This is a genomic window from Streptomyces sp. NPDC001100, assembly GCF_053598575.1.
Genome location: NZ_JBSFKO010000004.1, coordinates 374,980 through 391,308, shown reverse-complemented (window position 1 = coordinate 391,308; position 16,329 = coordinate 374,980). Strand labels below are relative to the sequence as shown.

The window sequence follows — 16,329 nt, the reverse complement described above, 5'->3', positions numbered from 1 at the left end:
ACCCGATGGATCTCGACGCGCTCCGCTACGGCAACTTCCACCAGCTCGACGAGGCGATCACCGACTGGCAGAACATGGCGAAGAAGCTCAAGACGCTCGCCACCGACGCCGACAGGAACCTCAAGGGCAAGGCCGACAAGGCGGATTGGGCCGGCGTCAACGCCACTGTCACCCGTGAGTTCATCGACAAGACGGCAGGCGAGTTCGCGGACGCCCACACCCAGGCGGACACCGTCGCCAACATCCTCAGTGACACCCGGGGCGAACTCGTCGGTTACCGCGACCAGTTGAACGAAGCCGTCGCGGGCGGCCAGAAGAAGAGCCTGACGGTACTGGACACCGGCCAAGGCACTTTCGTCGTCACCCGGACCACGCGCCCCGACTGGGCCTCGGATCCCAGCGGCCGGTCCGACGCCGTCGACCAGCACGAAGTCGACTCCCTGCGCGACGAGATCCAGCGCATCCTCACCAAGGCCACCGAGAGCGACTCCACCGCGGCCAAGGCGCTGCGCCTCATCGTCGACCAGGCCAAGTACGGTTTCTCCGACGCCAGTTACGAGAACCGGGACGCCGCGGCCAAGGCCATCGCCGACGCCGACGCGATGGCCAAGATCCTCGCCAAGAACCCCCACGACGTGACGAACACGGAACTCGCGAGCCTGAACGCCACCCTGGTGAAATACAAGAACGACCCTCTTTTCGCGGAGGAGTTCGCCGAGCAGGTGGGGCCCAAGAAGCTCCTCACCTTCTATGCCGGCATCGCCGACCCCTACCAGGGCAGCTACGACCCCGCACGCGGCGAGCAGGCCAAGCAGCTCCAGAAGAACCTCGGCATCACCATCGGACGGGCCACGCTCTCCGACAGCGACAAGATGCAGAGCTGGGAAAGCCAGATGACCAAGCTCGGCCCGGACCAGCTCGGCATCGACGACGCGAGCAATCCGACCGGCTATGCCGTCATGAGCAATCTCATGCGCTTCGGCGACTACGACGACCAGTTCCTCAACGACTACGGCGACAAGCTCCTCGCCTACGACAAACAGGTCAACGGCGAGGGCATCAGCCTCTGGGTCAACAACGCCAACCAGGGAGACCTCAACTACTGGGGCTACAAGAACGACCGGGGCCGCGACCCGGTGACGGGATTCCTGGAGGCTCTGGGGCACAATCCGGGAGCGTCGGAGCAGTTCTTCGCCCGGCCTGATGTCACGGACGGCACCGTCGACAGGGACGTGGTCAACGAGAACTCAGAAGTCAACGAGCACCTCAAATACCTCACCCAAGAACGGGTCTGGGCTTCCGATGTAACGCTGGAGGGCAAGGACGGCTACGTTGCCGGACGCGACGCTCTCGGCCACGCCCTGGAAGCCGCCACGACCGGGTACTCGTCCGATGCGACCGCCGAGGACATCAAGGCCGGCGGAGATCATCGCACTCCTGCGACCGCAGCTGTAATGGAGGAGGTGGCATACCTCTACGGCGGCGAGGACGGTCCCAAACTGCTGCATGGCCAGCCGGAGTTGGCCGACAGCCTGGGCAAGATGGCCGGTGCCTACATCGACGACATCGACTACAACCTGTCCGGCGTCGGGGAACACCAGTTGGACAATGGCTCCTTCCCCGCCAGCTACCAAGGCCGCGCGAATTTCACCAACGACGGTGCAATCAATTTCCTGAGTGTGCTCGGCCAGGACGAGAACTCGCACCGAGCCGTCACCGCAGCACAACACCTCTACACACTCAGCGTCCTCGACAAGTATCCGCCGACCACTGACGCCAACATCGGTCACGCGCATGACGCGCTGGTCGCAGGGGCTCAGGCCCGGGGCATCCTCGACAACTCCCGTGTGGAGCAGGCCTCGACGGACTACGGAGAGGCCTCCGACGCGGCCAACAAGTCTCTGGGACGATCTTCCGACTGGATCAAACTAGGGGTCGGGACCACCGTCGGGGTCGGCATCGGCGCCATCCCACTCCCCGGGACAACCGCTGCGGCCGTGGTCATCGCACCCATCGCCGCCGACACCGTCGGTGAAGCGATCAACACCTTCATCGGCCAGCAGATCGACAAGAGTGTGGACGATGCCGAACAGAACCCTGCGGAAAAGTCTCAGCTGACCAGCAGTGAGTTCTATAAAAAGGGTATCAACGAGCTGGGTGAAGCGTACGTCTCATACTTGGATGACAGTCCCAAAACCGAAGAAACAGCCGACAGTCAAAACTGGGACCAGGACATCAACAACGCCTACTACGGGACCGGATCAGCCGAGAACGACTACCGTGGCCGAGCTCCATACAAGGACTGACCTGTGCGACAACAGACACGCGAACCGCTGCAATACAGGACAAGCGCACGCACCGTACGGTGTTCAGTGCTGGGTGCCATAGTGATGGTCTTCGGGGTTTCCGCCTGTGGCGGGGGAGACAAAAGTACCGATGAGACCGACCTGACCGCTTCCCAGGTCTGCGCTTCCGCTTTCGACGCGTCGGCAGCCAAATCTCTACAGCGCATGGGTAACACAACCACGTTCACAGAGCTGCCCGGTAGCGACGACTCCGGGAAGTCGAACAAGTTCTCCCTGAAATACGCCGCGAGCACGGTCCACAAGGGCCAAACACAGCGCAATCAATGCGTTGTCTTCAAGGCCGGGGACAAGAGCGGTCACCCACTGATCAATATTGATTTCTCGGCGTCCAAGTACGTCCCGAAAACGGAGACTTCAGAGTCAGGTGGGGATTCCGAGAAAACCTTCTACCCCATCGGCTCCTATGCCCAGACCGGCGGCACCAGCAGCGCGCTGCTCTACTTCAAATGCCCGACCCAAGATCCCACAAAAGCAAGCGATACCACTCCCTACATCCGAGCAAGTCTTACGAGTGCGCCAGGACAGATTTCCACAAAGACAACCAGCCGAGACTTGATGACCGTACTCAACGCCCTCTCGGGAGCCATGGCCAAGCAACTCGACTGCGCTTCGGAGGCGGCGCTCCCATCCGAGATCCCGGCACCGGCACCCAGTGGAGAAACAGGAACTCCCAGGTGAGACCCACGTGACTCCTCACTGGGAATCATCATCACCTACACGGCCGGAAGCACGGAAAGAACTAGAGGCCAAACTCTACGGCCCGGCCAAGGCCCTCGGCTGTTCATCGGAGTCCGGTCTGCTGGTCAATGTGCCCAGCCGCACGTTTGGTTGGGTTGGCCCTGGAGTGTCAGGGGCCGACCCCCAGGCCCCACTCGCCGTCCGCAATAATCTGGAGCATGGAGACGGTAGTAGGGATTCTGCTGAAGGTGTCCCTCTTTGCCTTCGTGGTGGGGATGTTCGCCCTCGTCATCAGGGCGTTCGTGCGCAGCGGCAAGGAGGACAAGCGGATCAGGCAGGGCTGGGCGGACCTCTCGCGGGTCGCCGCGGAGCACGGGTGGACGTACGAACAGCGTGCGCGAGGGCGGGCCACCGAGTACTGCGGGGTGGGTCCCATGCCTGGCAGCGGCTCCAACCTGAGCGCCTGGCACTACGTCACCGGAGAATTCCGCGGCCGTTCGTTCAAGTGCTTCGAGTACCGCTACTCCAATCCTCTGTCGGGCAGCAGCGGAGTCGGGGAGTCCAAGAAGCTGACCATCGAGTCGATCTTCCTGGTATCAGCACCGGGTTCCGGGCCGTTCCTGCAGATCGGTCGGCCCAGCAAACTCGATGCGATGCTCGGCCGTCGGCCCAGAATGCTGCTGGGCTCACCGGAATTCGACGAGAAGTTTCGGGTTGTCACCGATGACGAGGACTTCGCCCGCAGCATCCTGAGCGACCCCATGCCGACCTTCCTGCTCTCGGACTCCCGCGCCCAGAAGTCCCCCCTCCGGCTGCGCGATGACGAACTGTTCACGTGGTACACGGGCACGCTGTCCCCGCAGGACCTCGAAGAGCGGCTGGACTACCTGTGCGATGTACTCGCCCGGATTCCCGCGCGGGTGTGGGCAACCACCTGACCAATCCGATCCTAGGCTGGATTCTCGTCCGCCGACTCCACTGTCCTGAGGAATTCCTTGTAGTCGCCGATGAGCTCGTCGAGTTGATTCGGTTTCGCCGTGAGGACGATTTCGATCACGGCGCGCTGCGCCGGATTCCTGACGTCCTCCGTGCCGAGGTACACCTGGCTCTGACAAAGCTCGATGGGCTCTCCCCGCAGGGTGGTGGCGAGGACGAGGTTCTGGACGACTCCGGGAGAGTCCGTCAGGCCAGGAATATCCGGTGTACCGATTTCGGCCTTCTTGAGGACGCGTACCGACCCGGCCTGCTCCAGCCTCGGCACCGCCTCATCGGCGATCTGCGACATGGTGGCACTGTCGTTGCGCATCTCGCCCGAGATGGTGATGTTCGCGGTGAAACCGTTGTCGATGGAGGCGGGGTGCAGTGCTACGAATGCCACGTTCGGAGTTCCCACCTCCTCCGGTGGTGCCGCCTGCCAGCCGTCCGGCAGTGAAAAGGAAATCTTGACCGGCAACGTGGCCGCCATGGTGGATCCCAACCTTCAGTGAGCTTCGACGTGGACTTCGTGGACTTCGACTCGGGCTAGAGCCAGCTGCCGACTGTGCTGTCCCAGGCGTCGCCGACGGCGTCGGCACCGTCGTCGAGCGCTTCGCCCAGCTTTCCGGCGTCGACGTTGACGCTGAAACCGACCTTGCCGCCAAGGCCCAGACCCAGGCCGACCTCTCCGCCGATGGTGAACTTGCCGTCCGTCCTGCCCAGATCGGCCTTGGCCTCGGCGCCCGCGCCCGCCCAGGCCTCGCCGTTCGCACCGGCGCCCACACCAGCGACGTCCGCAGAGACGGACCCTGTGGCCTTGGCCCCGGCGAACGCCTCCGCGCCGCCGTGCAGTCCGTCCTTGCCGGCCGAGACCTTCGCCGAGGCATCGGCGCCCGCGAAGGCTTTCGCCTCACCCTGCGCTCCGAGGATGCCGTACTGCGCGCTGCCGGTCGCGGAGGCCTGTCCGAGATACGCGGTCCCCGAAGCGCCGACCTGGAACTGCCCGTTCGCGACGCTCGCGCCGACGGAGCCGTCCACACCCAGCAGTGAAACGCCCAGCGCGCCCTTGAGGTCGACACCGGCCGCCTTGCCTTCTTTGGCGGCATCGGCCGACCAGGCGCTGGCGTCTCCCGACCACTCAGCGAGTTTGATGCTCCATTCGACCTTCTTACTGGGGGTGTCGGCGTCGTCCTCCGAGTCCGCGGGCTTGTCGCGGAAGACCCAATTACCTTCCTCGTCCTTGCCCCATGTCTTTTCCCGGTGGCGCGGGTTCTCGTCGGTGCCGAACCACTGTCGCTTCTCCTTGGCCCACGCTTCCGGCGCGATGGCGCTCTTGCCGACTCCGTGGTCTTCCGCCCACTTCTTCGCGTCCAGCCCACTCCTGATCGCCACAAGCCAGTCCGGGCTGTCGGAGGCGCTCCCCGCAAGGTCGTTGAGCTTCTTGGCCAGCTTCTCGGCCTCCGGCTTGAGTTGTGTACGCGCGGCGCTCAGTACATGCTCTGCGGCGTCGTGGTCCCCGGTCTTCCATTTGTCGATGGCGATCGCGGCTTGGCCCTGTGCCCAGTGCAGTGTGGAGGCGTACGAGTGAACCGCCTTGGAGGCATCGGACATCGCGTCGCCGGCGAAGTACCAGTTGGTCTTCTCCTTGCCCAAGGTGGGCCAGAAGGCGTCGCTGGCCTTGCCCACCCAGCCTTTGACGCGCAGGCCGCGCAGACCGTCGCCGATCCCTTCGAACTTGGTCGACCATTTGGTGAACGCGGTCTCCAGGTCACCGAGCTTGCCGGTGTCTCCCGGGATGAGTTCCTTCGGGTCACTCGTCGACCCGAGTGAAGCTGCCATGTTTGCGGATTCCCCGTTTCTGACGCCTGGGCGTGGGCGTCTACTTCAGTGCCGTGTTGACGGAGTTCACCGCGTCGCGGATGGCCTCGTCCGTGTCCTCGTAATCGCCATTGGCCTTGTTCAGCCCCGCCGCCAAGGTCGCGGCACAGTCGGCGAGGAACTCGGCTCCAGACTCCCAAGTGGCACAGAACGTCACCAGTGCCGCGGCGGTGTCGTCGTCCCCGACAGCAGTGGCCAGCCCAGCGGGGTCACTCAGATCCACCTTCTTGACCGGGGCGAGGCACTCCAGAATGTCCGCCCCACCCTTTTTGAGGACTCCTGGACCTACTCCGAGATCGCCGGCCACAGCGAATCCCCCCTCTTCCTGCTACATCTGTTCGCATACGCAACTCACGCTGAGCGCAAGCACGTTACCACCAAGATCACCATCGGATTCTCAACTCATCCCCTGGTGCCCCAATGACCTCTACTAGACATTCACCATCGCGATGTAAGCGCAACTCAATCGCGTTTGGTTCCTGTATAAGGCGCTGTTTGCGCAATTTGCTCACGGCTCGCTGTTACTTGAGTGCAACGAGAGAGCGTGCCCACGGACCCCGGTTGCGGAAGCGTCGATGGCTTCGACTCAGGCCGGACGGCCCCTCCGGCGGAGCCAACGCAATTGCCAAGTATGCTTCGTGACTCCCCTGCCACCATCGCCCACTCCGGAGTCCACCATGCCCGCAACTCGGTTGTCCGCAGCAGCGTCGATCCTCTCGGCCGTGGCCGTCGGCACACTGCTCGTCGGCTGCTCCGCATCGGTCAGCACCGGGAAGTCAACGCCGAAACTGTCTGCGGACAAGCTGGCCACCACGGTCTCCGAGAAGCTCGCCGCCACAACGGGCCAGCCGAAGCCGGACATCACCTGTCCGGAGGACCTCACCGGCAAGGTCGGTACAACCACCCGGTGCAAGCTCACAGCGAGCGACGGCAGCACCTTGGGCGTCACCGTCACGGTGTCCTCCGTCGACGGCGACAACATCAACTTCGGCATCGAGGCCGACGCCACACCGTCCCCCGCCGCAAGCTGACCGGAGCGTCAAGGCTGCTTGCTCCTCGCCGTCGCCCACACGCGAATACGTCGCCCCGAAGGAGCTGTGCGGCACCGAGATCTCAAACGCCACGCTGGAACCCGTACTGCCGCCCGGGAAGAAGATCAGCGCGCAGCGGACGTTCGCGGTCGGCGTGCAGCGCTGCCGGCTCCAGAACGACGGGGAAACGGTGCTCTCCATCAGCGTGGAGAAACGAGCGGCCAATGCTTCCGCCTCGGGCGCCTGCCCCGACTGAGGTCCTTACCTCGGAAAGTGACACGAAATGAGGCACAGGACGTACCTTGCGCGAGGTGTATCCATCCTTGCCACGGTCACCGCGCTCGCTACGACCGGCTGCTCGACGGACAAGCCGAGTCGGGAGTTCACGGTGCCGAAAACCCTGTGCGGGGTGTCCGTGCCGGTCGACGCGCTGTCCCGGCTGCTGCCCGCCTCCGGCAAGAAGCTCACCGCTGAGGCGGAGGGGTCGACCGACGATGTGCTGCTCTGCACGGTCGACGTCGACGACGTCATGGTGCTGGCGTTGAGCAGGGAGCGCATCGTCGCCGGTGACTCGGCGCGGCACATCCTGTACACCCAACTCCGCGTCACACAACCGAAGTTCACGGTAGGCACCAGCATCGCGTACGCCGACGACGCCGCTGTGTCACTGCTCAAGTGCCGTGGGACCGACGTGCAGAAGGAGGACATCAGCACCCTCGTCAAGGTCCTGAAGCCCGCGCGGTCGGACGAGTCGGCCATCAAGAGCCTGATCACCGACTACACGGCGAAGGTCAAGAAACAGGGGCCCTGCAAGAAGCGGAGCTCCTTCTGAGCGGGTGTCGGCGCTGCCAACCGGGGCCACGCTTCTCCACCCCCGTCAACTCCCCGCCCCGCCACCACCCGTGACCCGGGCCCGCCGCCGACGCGCATCCCGCACCGCCACCGCACTCCCCCCAAGCCCCGCCACCGCCAGCAACCCACCCACGACCACATACGTCCCCAGCCGCGTGTTCCGTTCGTCCGCCGTCTCGCCGAAGTGGAGTGGGGTCACCGACGGGGCCTCCGCCTTGGAGACTCCGCCCTCGGGGGCTGGGGACTCGACGGGGTGTTCGGGGTCGACGTCCGTGAGGGCCTTGACCGGGTCTACGACGCCCCAGCCGACGAGGCGGTCGTGGCCGGAGATGGAGCGTTCCGCGGTCTGTTCGATCTGGGCGACGATCTGGCGGGCCGTCCAGTGCGGGTACTTGGCCTTCAACAGGGCGGCCACGCCCGCGACATAGGGCGCCGAGAAGCTCGTACCGTTGTCGGAGCAGTGGCCGCCGCCGGGCACCGTGGAGATCATGTCGACGCCGGGCGCGGCCACGCCGACGAACTCGCCGGACTGGGAGAAGGAGGCGCGTTCGTTGTTGCGGTCGGAGGCCGCTACCGCGAGGACGCCGTCGTAGGAGGCCGGGTAGGTGACCTTGACGTTGCCGCCGAGGCCGTCGTTGCCCGCGGAAGCGACGACCACGACCCGCTGCGCGAGGGCGTAGTCCACGGCCTGGCGGAGGCGGTCGTCGGGGGCTAGGGCGTTCGCCGTGTCCTGGGAGATGTTGATGACGCCGGCGCCCTTGGCCACCGCGTCGCGGATCGCTGTCGCGAGGGTGGCGGCCGTGCCGTCGCCCTCCGCGTCGTTCTGCTTGATCGGGATGATCGTCGCGTCGGGGGCCAGGCCCACGAAGCCGGTGCCCTTGGCGGGGCGGGCCGCGATGATGCCGGCCACCCGGGTGCCGTGGCCGACCGTGTCGGTGGTGCCCCGGCTGTTGCCGCGGTCGATCGTCTCGCCCTTGGAGTTCTTGGGGGGCAGCAGGTTCTCGCCCTTGGACGCGTCGACGGCCGACTTCAGTTGTTTGTTCTTGACGTCGACGCCCGTGTCGATCACGGCCACCTTGACGCCCTTGCCGGTGGACTCCGCCCACAACTCGTCGAGATTGACGCGCTGCAGGGCCCACGGGCGGCCCGTGTAGTCCTTCGACGGGAACGTGCACTGGCCGTCGTCCGCCCACACCGGAGTCACCAGCAACGGTGACATCGACAGGGGTACGGCCACCATCGAGGCCGCCACCGTGACCCTCAACATCCGCGCGATCAGCATCAGTTGAACCCCTCGCCCGTTTCTCTCACGAACCCTGCGGCTGCCGTGCCGCCGCCTCCGACAGTCGGGGGCCCATCGGCAGGAACGTCGACCACTCGGCGGGGACGGGTGTGGGGGTGACCTTCTCGTAGCCGAGGCGGGTCTGCGCGATCTCGGCCTCGCTCAGTTCCTGTTTGCGCTGTGCGGCGGTGGTGCCGATGCCGCTGTCGTCGGTCGCGCTGTCGCTGTTGGACTGCAGGGCGTAGCGCAGGCCGGTGTCGGTGACCAGGAAGACCGGGCCCGCCTTCGCCTCGGTGCCCTTGACCTGGCGGAAGAGCTGGCCGGAACCGGCGGTGACGTAGGCGCTGGAGGAGCCGGTGGGCAGCTGCGCCGGGTAGTCGGTGCCGACCCAGGTGGAGAGCGTGGTCCTGTTGTCGGCGCCGACCGAACGCAGCACGTTGCAGACGGTGTTGGGACCGCTGGTGGCGCTGGTGCCGTCGTTGACCGTCTTCGGCTTGTACGTCGGCCAGTTCTTGTCCGCGTCGAACGTCGTGCTGTCGGCGACCGCGCCGGGGCTGACCTGCTGGGCCTCGCCCGCCTGGCCGACGCCGACGAGGTCACCGCTGTTGAGCAGGAGCGTGGCGGTGAACTCGGAGATACGGGCCACCTTGCCGGGCAGCACCACGTAGTACTGCATCACCTGGCCGGCGTAGGCCTTGATGACCTCGCCGACCTTGTCGTAGTCCTCCAGGAGGGCGGAGGCGCCGGCCTTCGCGCCCGGGGTGCCGCCGGTGATCTTCGGGATGGAGATCTCGTCCCCCTTGTGGAGGGTGTCGAGCCATTCCTGGGAGACGCGCTGCGGGGCACGGCCCTGGGTGTCGAGGGCCTTGAGGAGTTCGTTGTCCGAGGGGTCGGCGATCTCGTAGGCGGTGCCCTGGGCGTCGACCACGTACTGCGTCCTGCCGTCCGGGGCGACGACGTACATCAGGTCGCCGCCGGAGAGCCTGCCGGTGCCCTCCGTCTTCGGCCACTCCTTCTTCGCGAGCACGAACGTCGCCTTCTGGATGGCGCGTCCGCCGGCGCTGGGGCGCTCGCACACGGCCCAGCGCTTGGCCGCCTCGGCCTCGTCGGAGGAGGGGAGGCGGTCGGGGGCGTAGGGGATGCCGATGGTGGCGCCGTGCGGGAGCTTGCCGTTGTCGAGGACGTTCTCGTCGACGGTGATGACGCTGGACTTGCTGGGGTCCAGGAGGAGTTTGGCGGAGGCCATGTTGAGGACCGGGTGCAGCTGCTTCTGCTTGTTCTTGCCGGTGGTCAGCACCACGTACCGGGTGGTCGACTTGCTCGCGACGATGACATGCGACTCGACGTCGGCCCACCCCTGGGGCGCTGTCGGCTTGAACATGCCGATACCGCCGAACACCGCGAGGATCACCACGCCGACGATGACGCCGGGCACCAGTGCGCCCAGTGGTTTCGGCGCGCCCTCTTCCGAGCCTGTCGGGGACGGCTGCAGGAAGGACGCCAGCGTGCGGCGCTTCGCGAAGGTGTAGGCGTTGAGTTCGTCGCGCCGTGATGCCATCTGTGTCCGCTCTCTCCCCGTGCGGAGCCGTGGAGGACCTGTGGAGATACGTCCACTGCCCCCGATTGCCTCTGATACCTCTGGTGTCAGACCCGCCCCCTACTATGCCTGTTGCGTGGGTGTGCTTGTGTCACGGGTAGGGTGCTCTGGCCCTGAGGGGACCAGGGCGCAGGGATTTTCGGGAGAGTTCGGGGGTTTTGGAGTGATGGCTTCCGCAACGCGGAACCGGTCGCGATCGCAATCGGCGGCCGCCTCGGATCAGGCGAGCGTCTCGGGTCCGTACCGCGGTTCCTTCACGCCTCATCTGAAGTCGCGTTCGGGGCGCGGGGGTTCGTTCACGACCCAGCGGCTGGTGCTGCTGGAGGTCGCCGCGGCGCTCGTGGTCTGCGGCTGGCTCGTCGGCCCGGTCGCGCTCGTGCCCTCGATCGTCGTCGCCGCGCTCCTGGTGGTCCTCGCTGTCGTACGACGCCGGGGGCGCTCCCTGCCGGAGTGGCTCGGCACGCTGCTGGCACTGCGGTCCCGGGTGCGACGGGCCGCCAACACCCCGGTCCCGCCGGGGACGGACGCCGGTCTCGCGCCCGCCGTGGAGTGCGACCCGGGCCTGCGGACGTACAGCTACCACCGCGGTGACGACCGCGACCAGCGGCCGGTCGGGATGATCGGCGACGGCGACTTCCTGACCGCGGTGCTCCAAGTGGAGTCCGACGCGGGCGCGTTGCGTGCCGAGCGCGGACGCAGACCGCTGCCCGTGGGGCTGGTCCGGGACACCCTCGAAGTCGACGGGATCCGTCTCGAATCGGCGCAGATCGTGGTGCACACCCAGCCCGCGCCCGCGCTGCATCTGCCGCAGCAGTCGGTCGTGGTGAGCAACTACGCGCCGCTGCAGGCCCAGACGGGTTCCCCCGCCGTCCGTATCACCTGGATCGCGCTGAAGCTCGACCCCGAGCTCTGCCCCGAGGCGGTGGCCGCGCGCGGGGGCGGTCTCGTCGGGGCGCAGAAGTGCCTGGTGCGGTCGGCGGAGCATCTGTCGAGCCGGCTGTCCGGTGCCGGTCTGCGGGCCCATGTGCTCACGGAGGAGGAGCTGACGGCCGCGATCGCCACCTCCGCGTGCGCCAACCCGATGGTGACCGCGCAGGCCGGGCGGAGCGAGGCGCCGCAGCGGCGGACCGAGGAGTCCAGCCGCAGTTGGCGCTGCGACAACCGCCGGCACACCACCTACTGGGTGCGCCGCTGGCCCCAACTGGGCGAGTCCGGCACCTCGTTGGCACAGCTGGTGGCCCAGTTGACGGCGGTGCCCGCGCTGGCGACGACCTTCAGTCTGACCCTGGCCCGCGGCGAGCAGCAGGACGTGGCCCTCACCGGACACCTGCGGATCACCGGCCGCAGCAACCAGGAACTGACCGACGCCCGGCGCGAGTTGGAGCAGGCGGCCCGGCAGGCACGCGCCGGCCTGGCCCGCCTCGACCGCGAACAACTCCCCGGCGTCCTCGCCACGTTGCCCCTCGGAGGTGCCCGCTGATGACCATGACGACCATGCCGACCACAGAGCCCGGCACCACCGGTGTCGCCTCGCGGCTGCGCACCGGGTTCGGTCTGCTCGGCCCCCGCCATCCGCGGCACGCACTCCCCGTCGACCAGGTGGAGGCGCTGTCGCTGCCCATCGGGGACGACGGCGTGGTCGTCGGCATCGACCCCGACGGCCGGCCCGCCGTGCTCGGGGTCAACCGCCCGACGCCGTACGACATCCTGCTCATCAGCGGTCTGTGGACAGCCCAGGTGCTGGCGCTGCGCGCGGCGGCCACCGGGGCGCGCGTCGCCGTCGAGACGGGACGGCCGCAGGCCTGGATGCAGATGGTGCACGCGATGGGCGGCGGGCAGAACGGCCTCGCGGTGTACGACGTCGGCCGCGTCCCCCCGCAGGGCGCCTCCGCCGGTACGCCCGTGCTGGTGGTGCGGGACTGCGGGATGCGGCCCCCGCGCGGGCGGGTGACGTCGGCGCCCTGGCAGTCCGTGCTGACCCTGCTGCCGTATCTCAGCCCGGTCGCACCGCGGTTGATGCGGCAGGCGCGGCTGGTGGGCGTGCAGCGGGTGTCGCCGGACGAGGCGGCCGAGATCGGGCGCGTGATCGGGCTGCCGCGCCCCGACCTGGAGTCACTGCCGACGCTGCCCGAAGGCGTCACCCTGTGGTGCACGGAGCGGGACCGGCAGTACGTGATGACCCAGCCGACGGACGCCGAGGTGGGACTGCTGGGCGTCGCGCGCCGCATGGACTGACGGCGGAGCGAGGGCGGACCGCCGGACCGCCGGTGGGGTGCATCCGGCCGATTGAAGTGCCCGAGCTGTCGCGTTTGGTCGATTTCCAGGGGGATTTGATCCACTATCGCCGGTCTCGGTCGTGTGGGTGTGCACGAAGGGATGGGCGGGCCTGCCGAGTCCACGGTTTTGGTGATTAGGCTGGGACGGGGCACGTCACGAGTATCCGCGCGCGGGTGGTGCGTCGCCCAGGGCCAGGGGCTCGGGGGGACGACCCGGCGCATCGGATGTTCGGATGTCAAGAACGGTCGCCCCAGCACGGCATGAGGGTGCTCGACCACACCAGGAGGAATTGTGAGCAGCGATCGGGACGGGATCCGCGGGGGCTGGGCCACGCCCGGCGATGACCAGCCCGACGACGAGTCCGCCATCGAGATGACGGGCGAGTTCACGATCGACTACGCCCCGCCGGCCTGGTACACGCAGAACTCGTCGGGCACACCTGCACAGGCCCCGCCGACGCCCGCGCCGCCTGCGACACCTGCACCGCCTTCGGCACCGACTCCGCCGAACGGTACGGCCACGCCTCCGCCGTCGCCGCCGGTCGGCCTCCCGTTCTCGACGCCCGCGCTGCCGAACAACCCCGGCTTCCCGTCCGCCTGGACGGCCGCGGCCCTGGTCTCCGACGAGGACGACGAGGACTCCGAGAACGGCGACCTCGTGAGCGGCGCGACCATGCGGATCTCGGCCGCCGCACTGAAGCGGGAGATCACGGAGCGGGGTGGGGTGGACGTCCCCACGCCGGGACAGACCGACGCGGAGGCCTTGGTGACTCCGGCTCCGGCTCCGGTTCCCGCCGAGGGCTCTGTGGGAGATCCCGTCAGTACCGAATCGGGCTCCGGAGAAGGGGAGTTCGAGGGTTCCGGGGGTCCCGAACGTGAGGTGCCCGATGAGGTGCCTCCGGCCGACGGTGAGTTGACGGAGACCCCGGAGACCGATGACGCTGCCGAGGTGAGCGCTCAGGACGAGGACGGCGTGGTCGCCGGCTCGGAGAGCGCGGCCTCGGCCGAGGCCGAGGCCGAAGCTCAGGCCGAGGACGAGAGCGCCGACGACACCTCCACTCCCCCCGCCACGAACTCCGACACGCCCTCCGCCCCCGCGGACGAACCGAGCGACACCGACGCCCCGGCCGCCACACCCGAGGCCTCCACGCCCGAGGCCGCCGCCCCGCAGCCCGCCGCCCCGCAGCCCGCCGCCCCGGCGACGGGTGCCACCGGCGACGTACCGCCCCTCCCGCCCGCCTGGACCCGTCCGCCTGCCCCGCAGAGCGGGGTCCCGCCCCTGCCCCCCTCCTACCAGCCCGCCGCCCCGGCGTCGGCCGACCACTGGCCCGCACAGCCGCACCCCCAGGCTCCGGCACAGGCTCAGGCTCAGCAGCCCCCGGCCGTGAACCCCGGGCCGCCCCAGCCGCCGTCGCCGCCCCAGCAGCAGCCCGCGTTCCAGCAGCCGCAGGCACCCCAGTCATCACAGACACCTCCGCCCGCACCGGCCGCATGGAACGCCCCCGCGCCCCAGGGCCCGGCACCCACGCCCCCGGCCCCGGCCCCGCCGCAGAGCGGTTACGGCTTCCCCCAGCCGCCCACGTCGCCCGCGTCGCCGGCCCCCAACGAACAGGGTGGCTACGGCTTCCCCCAGCCCCCGGCCCAGCAGAACCAGCCGGGCACCCCACCGAACCAGCAGGGCAGCTACGGCTTCCCGCCGCCGGCGCAACACGGCCAGCCCGGCACCCCCCAGGGGCCGCTCCCCGCACCGCAGAACCAGCAAGCCGCCCCGCATCCCGGACCGGCCCCCACCCCTCCCGACCAGCAGGGCGGCTACGGCTTCCCCCCTCCCCCCGCTCAGCAGGACGGCTACGGATTCCCGCACGCCCCCGCCCCCGCCCAAGGCGCCCCCCGCCCCGGCTTCGCCCCGGAGTCCTGGTCCGACCCGGCGCAGCCCCCGCAGGCACCTCAGGTCCCCCGGCAGGCCGGCGACCCGCGGCACCCCGGCCCGCCCCCGCAGACACCCCAACAACCGCAGGCGCAGCCGCAACCGTTGCCGCCGCAGGCTCACCCCCAGGCTCCCTCCGCGCCCCCGATCGACCCCCGCACCGGTGCCGCCTGGCCGCAGCCCATGCAGCACGACCACCGGCAGCCGGTCAACCCCGGTGCCGCGCCGCTGGGTTACACCGCCGCCGTGGAACTGTCGTCGGACCGGCTGCTCAGCAACAAGAAGCAGAAGGCGAAGAGCGGTCGGCCGGGTGCCTCGCCCTCGCGGTTCAAGCTGGGCGGCAAGAAGGAAGAGGCCGAGCGGCAGCGGAAGTTGGAGCTGATCCGCACGCCCGTGCTGTCCTGCTACCGGATCGCGGTCATCAGCCTGAAGGGCGGTGTCGGCAAGACGACGACCACCACCGCGCTCGGCTCCACCCTCGCCACCGAGCGCCAGGACAAGATCCTCGCGATCGACGCCAACCCGGACGCCGGCACGCTCGGCCGCCGGGTGCGCCGCGAGACCGGCGCCACCATCCGCGACCTGGTCCAGGCGATCCCGTACCTCAACTCCTACATGGACATCCGCCGGTTCACGTCCCAGGCGCCCTCAGGTCTGGAGATCATCGCCAACGACGTCGACCCGGCCGTCTCGACGACCTTCAACGACGAGGACTACCGGCGCGCGATCGACGTGCTGGGCAAGCAGTACCCGATCATCCTCACCGACTCCGGTACCGGTCTCCTCTACAGCGCCATGCGCGGTGTGCTGGACCTCGCCGACCAGCTCATCATCATCTCGACCCCGTCCGTGGACGGTGCGAGCAGCGCGAGTACGACCCTGGACTGGCTGTCGGCGCACGGGTACGCGGACCTCGTCTCGCGCTCGCTCACCGTCATCTCGGGGGTGCGCGAGACCGGCAAGACGATCAAGGTGGAGGACATCGTCAGCCACTTCGAGACGCGCTGCCGGGGTGTCGTGGTCGTGCCGTTCGACGAGCATCTCGCCGCCGGTGCGGAGGTCGACCTCGACATGATGCGGCCGAAGGTCCGGGAGTCGTACTTCAACCTCGCGGCCCTGGTCGCCGAGGACTTCGTCCGCCACCAGCAGATGCACGGCCTGTGGACGAGCGACGGCAACCCCCCGCCGGTGCTGGCCCCGCCGATGCCGGGCCAGCAGGGATACCCGGGAGCGCAGGGCTACCCGGGTCAGCAGGGTTATCCGGCGCAACAGCAGCCGTACCCGGGACAACAGGCTCCGGGCCAGCAGGCTCCGTACCCTCCGCAGCAGCCCCAACAGCAGCCGGGCCAGCAGCCCTACCCCCAGCACCCGGGACAGCAGGCCCAGCCCTACCCGCAGCATCCGGGTTACGCGCAGCCGCCGGAGGGCACCCCGCCCCCGCCCTCCGCACCCCCGCAGCAGTAACCC

The 16,329-nt window shown here is 68.3% G+C and carries 13 protein-coding genes; 8 read left to right on the top strand and 5 right to left on the bottom strand.

The genetic code is table 11. From position 1 onward, the window contains the following. Window positions 1–5: 5 nt before the first annotated feature. From ACWDEW_RS08165 to ACWDEW_RS08155, 3 genes are all read left to right on the top strand, one after another. Complete coding sequence (locus ACWDEW_RS08165; protein WP_450510715.1) at window positions 6–2,306, top strand: hypothetical protein; 2,301 nt, start codon at window positions 6–8, stop codon at window positions 2,304–2,306. A 66-nt stretch (window positions 2,307–2,372) separates the two neighbouring features. Beyond that, window positions 2,373–3,044 carry a hypothetical protein gene (locus tag ACWDEW_RS08160; RefSeq protein ID WP_450510713.1) on the top strand — a complete coding sequence of 224 codons (672 nt, stop codon included), beginning with the start codon at window positions 2,373–2,375 and terminating at the stop codon, window positions 3,042–3,044. Window positions 3,045–3,262: 218 nt separating this feature from the next. After that, on the top strand, window positions 3,263–3,982 hold the full coding sequence (locus tag ACWDEW_RS08155) for a hypothetical protein (protein ID WP_450510711.1): 720 nt from the start codon (window positions 3,263–3,265) through the stop codon (window positions 3,980–3,982). 11 nt (window positions 3,983–3,993) lie between these two features. On the opposite strand, the gene ACWDEW_RS08150 is transcribed toward ACWDEW_RS08155, so the two are convergent. From ACWDEW_RS08150 to ACWDEW_RS08140, 3 genes are read right to left on the bottom strand one after another with little or no spacing between them, the layout of a single operon-like run. Continuing rightward, entirely contained in the window at window positions 3,994–4,509 is a 516-nt protein-coding gene (locus ACWDEW_RS08150) for a hypothetical protein (RefSeq protein ID WP_450510709.1), read from the bottom strand. Window positions 4,510–4,565: 56 nt separating this feature from the next. Next, window positions 4,566–5,858 (bottom strand): putative T7SS-secreted protein, encoded by a 1,293-nt coding sequence (locus ACWDEW_RS08145; protein ID WP_450510707.1) that lies wholly within the window; start codon window positions 5,856–5,858, stop codon window positions 4,566–4,568. Window positions 5,859–5,898: 40 nt separating this feature from the next. Then, window positions 5,899–6,204, bottom strand: a complete 306-nt coding sequence (locus ACWDEW_RS08140) for a hypothetical protein (protein ID WP_450510705.1) — start codon at window positions 6,202–6,204, stop codon at window positions 5,899–5,901. Between the two features lie 370 nt (window positions 6,205–6,574). Here ACWDEW_RS08140 and ACWDEW_RS08135 point away from each other — a divergent pair, with 370 nt between their 5' ends. Together ACWDEW_RS08135 and ACWDEW_RS08130 are read left to right on the top strand one after the other, a co-directional pair. Next, window positions 6,575–6,928 (top strand): DUF4333 domain-containing protein, encoded by a 354-nt coding sequence (locus ACWDEW_RS08135; protein WP_450510703.1) that lies wholly within the window; start codon window positions 6,575–6,577, stop codon window positions 6,926–6,928. 388 nt (window positions 6,929–7,316) lie between these two features. After that, window positions 7,317–7,760: a hypothetical protein gene (locus tag ACWDEW_RS08130; RefSeq protein ID WP_450510701.1), complete on the top strand. Its 444-nt coding sequence runs from the start codon at window positions 7,317–7,319 to the stop codon at window positions 7,758–7,760. A 45-nt stretch (window positions 7,761–7,805) separates the two neighbouring features. Here ACWDEW_RS08130 and mycP read toward each other — a convergent pair whose 3' ends face one another. Together mycP and eccB are read right to left on the bottom strand one after the other, a co-directional pair. After that, window positions 7,806–9,062 carry a type VII secretion-associated serine protease mycosin gene (gene mycP / locus ACWDEW_RS08125; protein ID WP_450510699.1) on the bottom strand — a complete coding sequence of 419 codons (1,257 nt, stop codon included), beginning with the start codon at window positions 9,060–9,062 and terminating at the stop codon, window positions 7,806–7,808. 25 nt (window positions 9,063–9,087) lie between these two features. Next, window positions 9,088–10,620 carry a type VII secretion protein EccB gene (gene eccB / locus ACWDEW_RS08120; RefSeq protein ID WP_450510697.1) on the bottom strand — a complete coding sequence of 511 codons (1,533 nt, stop codon included), beginning with the start codon at window positions 10,618–10,620 and terminating at the stop codon, window positions 9,088–9,090. Window positions 10,621–10,825: 205 nt separating this feature from the next. Between eccB and eccE the strand changes: the two genes are divergently transcribed. The 3 genes from eccE (at window position 10,826) to ACWDEW_RS08105 (ending at window position 16,326) form a co-directional block, all read left to right on the top strand. Beyond that, on the top strand, window positions 10,826–12,139 hold the full coding sequence (gene eccE, locus ACWDEW_RS08115) for a type VII secretion protein EccE (RefSeq protein WP_450510695.1): 1,314 nt from the start codon (window positions 10,826–10,828) through the stop codon (window positions 12,137–12,139). 5 nt (window positions 12,140–12,144) lie between these two features. Then, entirely contained in the window at window positions 12,145–12,894 is a 750-nt protein-coding gene (locus tag ACWDEW_RS08110; RefSeq protein WP_450510759.1) for a hypothetical protein, read from the top strand. A 333-nt stretch (window positions 12,895–13,227) separates the two neighbouring features. Then, a complete protein-coding gene (locus ACWDEW_RS08105) occupies window positions 13,228–16,326 on the top strand; it encodes an SCO5717 family growth-regulating ATPase (protein ID WP_450510693.1) in 3,099 nt (1,032 codons plus the stop codon). Window positions 16,327–16,329: the final 3 nt, after the last annotated feature.